The following is an 8484-nucleotide window of genomic DNA, read 5'->3' as shown; positions in this document are numbered from 1 at the left end:
GACATCCGAGCCCTGCTCGCGACGCCGGTCGAGGACACTCAGATCTACTCGTGCGGCCCGAAGCGCTTGCTCACCGCCCTCGAGGACGCGACGTCGCACTGGCCCGACGACTCGCTGCACATCGAACACTTCACGTCGAACCTCGCCACGCTCGACCCGGCCGACGAGCACCCGTTCGAGGTCGAACTGCGCGACTCCGGTCTGACCATCCAGGTGGCGCCCGACCAGACGGTGCTCGACGCCCTGCGCGCGTCGAACATCGACATCCAGAGCGACTGCGAAGAAGGATTGTGTGGATCGTGCGAAGCCACCGTCCTCGACGGCGAAATCGATCATCGCGACTTGGTTCTCACCAAAACCGAACGAGCTCAGAACAAGTCGATGATGACGTGCTGCTCGCGCGCGTGCGGCAAGAAGATCACCCTCGCGCTCTGACCACCCTTCCCGAATCTCCAACCTCGAAAGGATCCGTCATGGGATCACCGACTGTCACCAGGACCGACGTACCGCCGGGCTCGATCGTCACCGACCAGCCACCCAGATCCAGCTTCAAGCGCGTCCTCACCGGCAGCATGGCCGGTGCCGTGCTCGAGTGGTACGACTTCGCGATCTACGGCATCCTCGCCGCGACCGTCCTCGGTCCGCTCTTCTTTCCCGGGGACAGCGGCGTCGCCAAGCTGCTGCTGGCGCTGGCCACGCAGGGTCTCGGCTTCGTCGCCCGCCCGTTGGGCGGCATCGTCTTCGGACACCTCGGTGACAAGTTCGGCCGCAAGCCGATGCTGGTTGCCACGTTCCTCATGCTGGGCACCGCGACCGCGGCGATCGGTCTGCTTCCCACCTACGACCGAATCGGCATCTGGGCAACGGTCCTGCTGGTCGTGCTGCGCATGATCCAGGGCTTCGCGCTCGGCGGCGAGTTCGGTGCCGCAGTGCTGCTGGTCAGCGAATACGGCGAGCCGAAGAAGCGCGGCTTCTGGGCCTCATGGCCACAGGCAGGTGCTCCGATGGGCACCGTCCTCGCGACCATCGTGGTATCGACGATCGGCTTCTTCCTCTCGGACCAAGCATTCGACCAGTGGGGCTGGCGCGTCGCCTTCCTCTTCGCGATCCCGCTGCTGATCATCGGCTTCTGGGTGCGCCGCGGCGTCGAAGAGTCGCCCGTATTCAAGGCCGCACAGGAACAGGCCGCGAAGGCCCCGGCTGCGCAGGAGCGGTCCTCGATCCTCGAGGCGTTGTCGCGTCCGCGTGCCGTCCTCACCGGTCTGGGCATGCGCCTCGGCGAGAACATCGCGTTCTATGTCTACACGGTCTTCGTCATCGCGTACGCCACCACGTACTTCGACTTCCACCGCGGCGACATCATCATGGCGGTGACGTTCGCCTCGCTGTTCCAGTTCGTCGGCATGATCGGCGGCGGTGCATGGTCCGATCGGGTGGGTCGCAAGACCGCGATGCTCGTGCCGGCGATCGTCCTCGTCGTATGGGCTCCGGTGTTCTTCTGGCTGGTCCAGCTCGAGAGTTTGCCGATGCTGTGGATCGGTGTGTGCGTGGGTGCGCTCTTCCACGGCATGCTCGCCGGACCGGAGGCCGCGTGGATCACCGAACTGTTCCCGACGCGCTACCGCTACGCCGGATCGTCACTGGTCTTCCAGGGCTCGTCGATCATCGCCGGTGCCCCGGCGCCGTTCATCGCGGTCTGGCTGATCGAGAACTTCGGTGTCGGCACGGTTGTCGGCTACCTGGTGATCACGATGGCGATCACGGTGATCGCCCTCACCCTGAGCCGAGAAACGAAGGGCGTGGATCTCGACGAAGTCGCGTGACCTTTCGAAATTCCTCCGGCGAACTGCTTCCCGAAGGCCGGGCCGAGAAATTCGGTTCCGGTCTCCGGGGAGCAGTTTCACATTCGCGGTCGGGTACTAACAGGCGTGAGTCCCCCTGTCCCGCAGCGCCTTCACCCACCCTTCGCCGATGTCCCACACCGCGACGAGAGCGACCACGACGATCACCGCCGTCGAAGCGGCGCTGGCCGAGTCCGTCGCTTCGCCGAACGCGGCGACGAGATAGTCGGGGTTGAACAGTTCGTCGCTCGCGGCGAGCCAAATGACCGGCAACGTGAACAGCAGGCTGAGGACCGTGTTGATCACCGCCATGGAAATCGTCCATCCGCCGATGGCGTAGAGGACGACTTCGAAGACGGCGCTGAGCACCAGCAGGACGAGCAACGCCGGGATCCAGAACGACCAGAGATCGGGGTCGAGAATCGCGATTGCCGATCCGTCGTCGGATCGGAATCCGGAATAGGTTCGCTGGAGGATCAGGAACACGAACAGGAACACGTAGATCGCAACCGTGAACACGGTGTCGGACAACGGCACTCGTCGAGAATCGTCCACCTGCGGAAGCCGATCGACGGTCCACACGCCCGTCGGATTCGCGACCGAAGCGCCGGTGCGTTCGAGCACGGCGAAGACGACGGTCGTCCAGAAGGCGATGTGCAGCGCGACCGTCCCCGCCGTCCAGATTCCGGACCCGAGTGCCGAGATCGCCGAGGCTCCGTCGAGGACATCCAGCACCAGCACGACGACGCCGGGGATCGGCGCGATCCACAGGAGCACCGACAGCAGCCGTCGCCAGTCCAGATACAGTTCCGGCCCGATGAGGTAGAGCGGCCGCTCCGAGTATTCGGCGGCGAGACGGGCCGGGTCACCGAGTTCGGTGAGCACGCGTTCTTCGGCTTCGGCCGGGTCGGAACCGGACTCGACCCGCGCGTCGACGGCGTCGGTGATCGACGCACGCAGTTCGCGGTCGATGTCGTCGCGCTTGTCCACCGGGATACTGCGCAAGGTCGCGGCGACGTAGCGATCGGTGAGAGTCATGGTGCGCCTCCTTCGGTGGTGGGTGGGACGGTCCCGCGATCGAGCGCTTCGAGACTGCGACCGAGTGCCGTCCATTCCCGCAGCAACTCCGTCGCGAGTTCCTCGCCCGCGGCGGACGTTCGATAGAACTTGCGCGGTCGCGATTCGTCGGTGTTCCACTCGCTGACGAGCAGCCCTTGCTTCTCGAGCCGCCGGAGCAGCGGATACAGCGTGTTCGCCTCGACGGCGAAACCCGCATCGGCCAGCGCTTCGAGCAGTCCGTAGCCGTACCCGGGCGTGCGCAACATCAACAAGCTGGCGACCACGACGGATCCGCGGCGCACTTCCTGTCCGTGTACGGCGACGACCTCGGGATCGAGCATGGCCAACACGATAGTGTGTGTCACACACTATTGCAACGGACGCAGGTGGCTCGGGTCCTGCAGGTGACTCAGCGTTCGTAGCCGCGCCGCATGTCGTCGACGATGCGCGGGCGGTCCAATGTCGAGGGTTCGAGGGAGCGCCGTTCGCGGTCCAGCGGGAACACCGCCGCCGCCGCGAGGGTCGCGGGATCGAGGAAGCGCCGCGGCGCGGCCGTCGGCGACAACGCGAGTTCCGGTGCGGTGCCCACCTGCGCCAGGGTGAATCCCCAGTCCCCGAAACTCGGCACGTACACGTGATAGGGCGTGACCCCCAGGCCCGCCGCTTCGACGCTGGCCACCGTCCGCCAGAACGCATCCGGCGTCGAATACGGACTGCCCGACTGCACGACGAGCAGGCCGTTCGGATTCAGGGCCGCAGCGGCCAGTCCGTAGAACTCCGTGGAGTAGAGCCGACCCAGCGCCGGGGTGTCCGGGTCGGGCAGGTCCACGATCACCGCGTCGAACCCGCCGCCGCTGCGTTCGCGCAGCCACCGGAACGCGTCGTCGATCACGAGGGTGAGCCGATCATCCTGCAGCGCAGCCGCATTGAGATCCCGCAGGCGGGTGTTCGCCAGATCAATGACCGCGGGGTCCAGTTCGATCTGCACGATCTCGCGAACGGTGTCGTGGCGCAACACCTCTCGTGCCGCGAGACCGTCACCACCGCCGAGGATCAGCACCCGCTCGGGGTTGCGCGCCAGCGCCGGGTACACCAGCGCCTCGGTGTAGCGGTGTTCGTCGCGGCTCGAGAACTGCAGGTCCCCGTCGAGGTACAACCGCACGTCGCCGGCACGATCGGTGACGACGATCTCCTGGTATTGCGAACGCTGCGCGAACACCACCGGATCGGGGTACAACCGCTGCCGCGACGTCGTCTCGATATCGGCGGCGCGCACCAGCAGCCACCCCAGCACGGCGGCCGCGAGCAGCAACGCGGCGACCGCCAGTATCCGTGCGGCCGGCCGCAACTGCCCGCGCAACAGGAACAGTGCCGCGACCGCCGCGGCACCCAGGTTCACCATCCCGGTCAGCGCCGCACCGCGGATCAGCCCGGCCATCGGCAGCAGAATCAGCGGCCACACCAGCCCACCCAGCAACGCGCCCGCATAGTCGGCGGCGTTGAGATTCGCCAGCACCTTCCCGGTTTCGCGGGCGTCGGAGTCCCGGCCGGTCTGCAGCAACGTCATCAGCAGCGGCACCTCGGCGCCGACGAGCATGCCGATCGCCGCGGTCGCGACGACGAGCACCCACGTCGACGAGCCGACGAACGTGAACGCGACGTACAGCACCGCCGCGCTGAGCCCACCGACGAGCCCGAGCACCACCTCGACACCGACGAACGCCTGCCCCGCGTACGGCAGCAGCGGCTTGGCGAGCAGCGCTCCGGCACCGAGGGCCGCGACGAAACCGGCTACGATCAACGATGTTTCGGTGATGCCGCCGCCGGTCAGGCTCACCGACAGGGTGAGCAGCGCCAGTTCGTACACCAGACCGCACGCCGCGCACGCCGCCACCGCGGCGAGCAGCACCACCCGCGCCCGGCGACCGAGGGGCCGCGCCGCGGTGATCGGTTCCGGATCGAGAATCGTCACGACAATGCGGCGGCGTTGACCAGGCCGACGGAGACGAGCGTGACCGCGACGGCCCATGCCGCCCCACTCATGTGGGGTTCACCGACCAACGACACGAGACGCCCGGGCAGCGCCCGATTCATGATCACCAGCGCCACCGCCTGCAGCACGATTCCGACGAGTCCGTAGACGGCCGAATCCACCAGGCCCTGCGCGAATCCGTCCGAGCTGGTGAGGATCGCGGTGACCACGATGATGGCGAGCGCGAGATGGTTGGCACCGAGCAGCAACGCCGCGTTCGGGTTTCGGTCCACGTACACCTGGTGACGCAGATTACCGGGGGTCAGTGCGTCGAGCACGGCGAATCCTGCTGCCAGGACACCGATTCCGACGACGAAGTAGGCGAGTGTCGCGAGGACGCCGCCGACCAGCAGGACCGGGTCGACGGTGCCGATCTCGATGTCCGCAGCCAACCAGGTGACGGTCATGTTCTGTACTCCCGAATAGGTGTTCGCGGTCATTTTGCGTCTCCCGATCCGCCCGAGGTGTTCCCGGCTGCGGGTGATCCCGGCGTGAATCCCGGTCCGAGATAGGCGTATCCGCCACTGCTGTAGCGGCCGCCGAGGTCTTCGACGGTGATGGTGCTGCCGCCGCCGGGGGCCGCGCCGACGGTGACGATGTCGTCGTCGTACCGCAGGTACTCGCGACCACCGTCCGCGCTGCGTGCCGCCGGTTCCATCTCGTCGACGATGTTCGCCACCGTGATGCCCACAGGATCCGGGCTGTAGTAGGTGGCGACGTCTCCGTTCCTGTCGCGCAGTTCGTAGGTGTCCGCGAGCCAGTCCCGGACCGGCGCACCACAACCGGCGACTGCCAGTGCCATCGCGCCGAGCACGATCAGGGCGAACATGCGTTTCACGGCTGCCACACGCTCTCGGTCTCGACGATCACCGACTCGTCCCGGTAGGGATACAGATGCCAGGTGCGCCAATGCCAGTGGCCTCCGGTAGCGGCGGCGGTCAGGACGGTGAGTGCGTCGCGGTCGCCGGGGAACTCGGCGCACAGCCAGCCGGACCGTCCGGCGGCCCCGGTGCGCAGCATCTCGGCGCGGCGGCCGAGCGCCCGTCGGGAGACCGTCTCGATGTGGCTGGTGAACCGGTAGCCCTGCCGGTGTTCGACGTCGGGCAACGGCCGGCCACCCGCTGCGATCGCGTCGCACGACACCTGCTCGGTGAGGGTGTGGCCGCGCGCGGTCGCGGTGACGACGTGCGAGGCGCCGAGCACCCCGAGGGTCAGCTCCCCCGCTGCAGGATCGGTCAGATTCAACTCCACGAGCGGACGCGGCGCCGGGGCATCGACGACGAGACCCAGTTGCCCCGCCGAGACGTCCCGGGACTCGACGTCGAGCAGATGCACACTCATTGCGCGGGACCGGCGTGGATGACGGTGAGCTCGCTGCGTGTGACGGCGCGCCCGGTGGACACCTCCCACGACGCGGTGCGCGCCCACCGTTCGAACGAGAGCAGACCGGTGCGGTCGGCGGTCGCATAGTCGGCGTAGTCGACGGTGCCCGTCGGCGCGGTGCCGGTCGTGCCCTCCGCGGTGAACCGCGCGGTGCCGCGTTCGATCTGCCGGTACACGCGGTCGTCCAGGATCACATCGCCACCCGGTTCCAGACCGGTGCCCTCGCGACGCATCCACAGTGTCATCTCGAGTTCACCCTCGTCGTTCTCGACGGTCAGCCAGCGACGGCCGGTCGAGCCGTCGAGCAGGTGTTCGTGCCAGCGGTATCCCTCCTCGTCGAGGGTGATCGTGCCGCGCACGACGTGGTCGATGCCCGCGTAGGTGATGATGTCGCCCACCCCGATGGTGTAGGGGTCCCACACCTCCGGGTAGTCGGCGAGCGGATCGACCCGTGTGGCCGGCGCCTTCTTGCGCGTCCGGACCACGACGACGAGCGTCGCCACCACGACGACCGCGATCAGAACAGCGATCAATATCTCGGTCACAGCTGAAAATCCCCCTCGGATGTATGTCCGGGCCGACCCTACCGGGGTGGAGTGAGGCATCTCGCGTCATGGGTTACGCCGTGGTTCTCGACACCAGGGGTTCGCCGGAGGTCGGTTTCGAGGGGGTGGGTGTGCACAATCTATGGGCCGGACCATCGGCCCGGTACACGTGGACGAAGGACCTCGCCACACGCTGTTCGCCGCCATCCCCCGGAAGGCCGGAATGAGTTCCACCGAGAACATCGTCGATCCGCATCACGACACCCTGCGCGGTCCGCGCTTCTGGGTCGGACCGATTGTCGTGGTGGCCGCCTTGATGGCGGCGCTCGCCTATCTGTACCTCGGCAGCATGATCAGCCCCGCCGATCACCTGCGGAAATTCCCGATGGCGATCGTCAATCAGGACGTCGGCGACGTGATGCCAGGATCGGACGCCCGCCGGAACCTCGGTGACGAGATCACCGCCGGGATCCTCGACGGCATCGACCCCGAGCGCATCGACATGCAGCCGATGGGTATCTCGGCGATGAACTCCGGGCTCGACAACGGCACGCTGTACGGCGCGATCGTCATCCCCAGCGACTTCACCAAGCGCACCTCGATCCTCGCGCAGGCCAGCGTCGTGCCCGGCGACATCGAGAAACCGATCATCACGGTCTACACCAACCCGCGTACCGGCACGTTCGGCACGAACATCACGCAGACCATCGCCAACCAGGCCATGGCCACGGTGAACGCCACGATCGGCGAACAGCTCACCCGCACGGTCGAGGACACCCTCGCGACCTCGGCACCGGACCTGCAACTGTCCGGCGGCAGCCGGATCACGCTGGCCGACCCCATCAATGTGCTCACCGTCCCGCACAAGCCGCTGCCCGACAACACCGGCGCCGGCCTGTCCGCGTTCTACTACACGCTGCTGCTGATCCTCGCCGGTTTCACCGGCGGCATGATCGTCAACACGATGGTCGACCAGGCGCTCGGCTTCCAGCCCGCCGAGTACGGCCCGCGGTTCATCGCCCGCGAGACGACCCACCTGTCCCGGATGCGGGTGCTGCTCATCAAGTGGGGAATCATGTTCGTCGTCGCGATGATCGTCTCGGCCCTGTATCTGTGGATCGGCACCGCGCTCGGTATGCCGTTCCCGCGCGCACTGCTGATGTGGGAGTACGGCACCCTCGCGATCACCGCCGTCGGGGTGACCGCACTGGCCGTGGTGTCGATCTTCGGTCAGGCCGGTCTGCTCGTGAACCTGCTGCTGTTCATCGTGCTCGGCCTGCCGTCGTCCGGCGGCACGGTGCCCCTCGAGGCGATGCCGCCGCTGTTCGATTGGCTCTCGACGTTCGAGCCGATGCACCAGATGTACATCGCGACCCGCGCGATCCTGTACTTCGACGGCCGCGGTGCCGCCGGGCTGGCGCACGGCGTGTGGATGACGCTGCTGGGCCTGGCGATCGGACTGGTGCTCGGCGCGGTGATCACGATGATCTACGACAAGCGCGGGTTCCACCGTCGCCACGATGTCCCGGAGGTGTCGGCCCCTATCGGCGGGTGACCGCTCCCCGCACGGTGCAGGAGCGGGTCATCGCTCCCGGCGGAACCGCTCCTGCATCTGCGGGTCGCT

At 67.2% G+C, this 8484-nt stretch carries 10 protein-coding genes; 3 read left to right on the top strand and 7 right to left on the bottom strand.

The genetic code is table 11. From position 1 onward, the window contains the following. A partial coding sequence (locus I0Q12_RS08795; RefSeq protein ID WP_197251559.1) for a flavin reductase family protein occupies positions 1 to 435 on the top strand: 435 nt, incomplete at its 5' end. Between the two features lie 38 nt (positions 436 to 473). Further along, positions 474 to 1823, top strand: a complete 1350-nt coding sequence (locus I0Q12_RS08790; RefSeq protein ID WP_197251558.1) for an MFS transporter — start codon at positions 474 to 476, stop codon at positions 1821 to 1823. Positions 1824 to 1919: 96 nt separating this feature from the next. On the opposite strand, the gene I0Q12_RS08785 is transcribed toward I0Q12_RS08790, so the two are convergent. The 7 genes from I0Q12_RS08785 to I0Q12_RS08755 all read right to left on the bottom strand — a co-directional run bounded on the left by I0Q12_RS08785 (position 1920) and on the right by I0Q12_RS08755 (position 6920). Continuing rightward, complete coding sequence (locus tag I0Q12_RS08785; protein WP_197251557.1) at positions 1920 to 2879, bottom strand: permease prefix domain 1-containing protein; 960 nt, start codon at positions 2877 to 2879, stop codon at positions 1920 to 1922. Beyond that, positions 2876 to 3241, bottom strand: a complete 366-nt coding sequence (locus I0Q12_RS08780; protein ID WP_197251556.1) for a PadR family transcriptional regulator — start codon at positions 3239 to 3241, stop codon at positions 2876 to 2878. The genes I0Q12_RS08785 and I0Q12_RS08780 overlap by 4 nt, the downstream gene beginning before the upstream one ends. A gap of 68 nt (positions 3242 to 3309) precedes the next feature. Beyond that, a complete protein-coding gene (locus I0Q12_RS08775) occupies positions 3310 to 4878 on the bottom strand; it encodes a polyamine aminopropyltransferase (RefSeq protein WP_374068658.1) in 1569 nt (522 codons plus the stop codon). Then, positions 4869 to 5339 carry a DUF350 domain-containing protein gene (locus I0Q12_RS08770; protein WP_197251565.1) on the bottom strand — a complete coding sequence of 157 codons (471 nt, stop codon included), beginning with the start codon at positions 5337 to 5339 and terminating at the stop codon, positions 4869 to 4871. Before I0Q12_RS08770 ends, I0Q12_RS08775 begins: the two co-directional genes overlap by 10 nt. Positions 5340 to 5368: 29 nt before the next feature. After that, positions 5369 to 5779, bottom strand: coding sequence for a DUF4247 domain-containing protein (locus I0Q12_RS08765; protein WP_374068655.1), 411 nt, complete (start codon positions 5777 to 5779; stop codon positions 5369 to 5371). Beyond that, complete coding sequence (locus I0Q12_RS08760) at positions 5767 to 6273, bottom strand: DUF2617 family protein (protein ID WP_197251554.1); 507 nt, start codon at positions 6271 to 6273, stop codon at positions 5767 to 5769. The genes I0Q12_RS08765 and I0Q12_RS08760 overlap by 13 nt, the downstream gene beginning before the upstream one ends. Then, complete coding sequence (locus I0Q12_RS08755) at positions 6270 to 6920, bottom strand: DUF4178 domain-containing protein (RefSeq protein WP_231610309.1); 651 nt, start codon at positions 6918 to 6920, stop codon at positions 6270 to 6272. The genes I0Q12_RS08760 and I0Q12_RS08755 overlap by 4 nt, the downstream gene beginning before the upstream one ends. Before the next feature lie 163 nt (positions 6921 to 7083). Between I0Q12_RS08755 and I0Q12_RS08750 the strand changes: the two genes are divergently transcribed. Next, positions 7084 to 8415, top strand: coding sequence for a YhgE/Pip domain-containing protein (locus I0Q12_RS08750; protein WP_197251552.1), 1332 nt, complete (start codon positions 7084 to 7086; stop codon positions 8413 to 8415). The last annotated feature ends 69 nt before the right edge of the window (positions 8416 to 8484 follow it).

Source organism: Rhodococcus sp. CX (genome assembly GCF_015865005.1).
Taxonomy (GTDB): Bacteria; Actinomycetota; Actinomycetes; order Mycobacteriales; family Mycobacteriaceae; genus Rhodococcus.
Note: the sequence above shows the minus strand (reverse complement) of the source record. Positions and strands in the feature narration are given on the sequence as shown.